The sequence below is a fragment of the Pseudonocardia nigra genome (genome assembly GCF_019396355.1).
Taxonomy (GTDB): domain Bacteria; phylum Actinomycetota; class Actinomycetes; order Mycobacteriales; family Pseudonocardiaceae; genus Pseudonocardia; species Pseudonocardia nigra.
In genome coordinates, this window is record NZ_JAHKRK010000439.1 from 1 (window position 1) to 1,626 (window position 1,626).

Annotated in this window: 2 protein-coding genes; one reads left to right on the plus strand and one right to left on the minus strand. The window is 70.5% G+C overall.

Features of this window, described 5'->3' with window-relative positions; translation table 11 throughout:
- Positions 1 to 8: 8 nt before the first annotated feature.
- Positions 9 to 1,409, minus strand: coding sequence for an IS66 family transposase (gene tnpC, locus KME75_RS41380; RefSeq protein WP_308283512.1), 1,401 nt, complete (start codon positions 1,407 to 1,409; stop codon positions 9 to 11).
- Between tnpC and KME75_RS46500 the strand changes: the two genes are divergently transcribed.
- A complete protein-coding gene (locus KME75_RS46500; protein WP_308283513.1) occupies positions 1,294 to 1,545 on the plus strand; it encodes a hypothetical protein in 252 nt (83 codons plus the stop codon). The two genes, tnpC and KME75_RS46500, sit on opposite strands and share 116 nt — an antisense overlap.
- Positions 1,546 to 1,626 lie beyond the last annotated feature (81 nt).

Here is a 1,626-nt window from a genome sequence, read left to right on the forward strand (position 1 = left end):
GTAGCTATTCAGCAGGGTTCGGCGGCTGGTGGTAGCCATGCCCCGGTGGTGAACAGCTGAGTGAGGACGTCGAAGCTGTCGAGGCCCCACTTGGCGGTGGTGGACAGGTAGGACTGGACGACGGCGAAGTCGGCCAGGCCGGCGAGGGTGCGCCAGCAGCCGCCGGAGGTGCGTTGTTGGATCTTGGTCGGCCGGATGTCGCGCTCGGCTTGGTTGTTTGTCCAGGGCACGGCGAGGTCGACCACGAAGCGCAGGATCATGGTTTCGTGGTCGCGGAAGCGCCGGGCGAGGGTGAGCGCGTCGCGGGCGAGTGGTCCGGCGCGGGCGGTGTTGTCGCTGATCCCGGCGTGCATCGCGCCGCGGTAGCGCCGCCGGATCCCTGCAAGTACGTCGGGATCGAGTTCGTGGTGCCCGGCGGCTCGGGCGGTTTGTGCGTGGTGGTGGGCGTCGGTGAGCAGGTCGGCCATCGCGGCGGCCCAGAACTGGCCGTCCGGGTCGGCGCGGCCGAACGCGGCCAGATCCCGCAGCAGGTGCGCGCCGCACCAGGCGTGGTGGGCATCGATGAGGTGGGTGTAGCCGGCGTAGCCGTCACGCACGATCGTGCCCGAGTAGCCGGGCAGGATCTGGCCGGCGTCGATGTCGGTCTTGGACCGCCCGCCGGTGTGCATCGCGGTCAGGAACTCGGTGGAGGCGACGTGCACATATGTCAGGCCGCCGTCGGCGCGGGCGGGGGTTTCATCGACGTGCAGCACCCCGACCTGGTGCAGCAGGTCCCGCACCCGGGGCAGGAACGTGGCCTCCAGCAGGCGGGCGGCGCGGCCACGAACGCCGGCCATGAACCCGGTCGACACCGTGACGCCGAGCATCGAGGCCATCAACCGGGTCGCGCGGGCGACGGGCAGGTAGTGCCCGCACAGCAGCTCCGCCGCGCGGGCGTGGACACCGGGCCCGTACTGGGCCCGAGCCGCCACGAACCCCGGGACCGGCCCGGTCGTGGTCACCGTGCAGCACGGGCATTCTCGGCCGATGATCTGATACTCGGTCACTCGCGGGGGTGGGGGTTCGAGCACGTCGGTGACCTGGCGCCGGGTCACCGACACCACCGGCGCGCCCGTCAGATCGGTCCCGCAGTCCCCGCACACAGGCGGGTCGCAGATGATCGTCTCGTTCGGGTTGTCGATCAACGGCATCGTCGAACCGGATGCGCCCGGTTGGCCGCCAGGCTTACGTCCTGCCGAACCACGCGAGGAACGACGTGCCGGTTTGCGGTACGGCGGGTCCGACGAGGGCGGCTTGCTCGAGGTCGACGAGTCGCTGCTCAGGCGCCGTTCCAGCTCCGTGATCCGCGCAGCCAGCGCTTCCAGCTGCCCGGCCTGGGTCTCGATGTGGACCGCCTGCCCGGCGATCACCTCACGCAACCCGGCGTTCGTCGCCCGCAACTGCGTGTTCGCCGCGCTCAGCTGGGCGTTCGTCGTCCGCAACTGCGCGACCAGCTCCGAGAGCTCCGCCACGGACGGCGGCAGCGAGTCCGACATCCGTCCATGATCGCGCCACCACGCCGACGATCAAGCCGCCACGCCGGGCCCGATCACGTCACCAACAGCTCCGGACGTACTGAATAGCTAC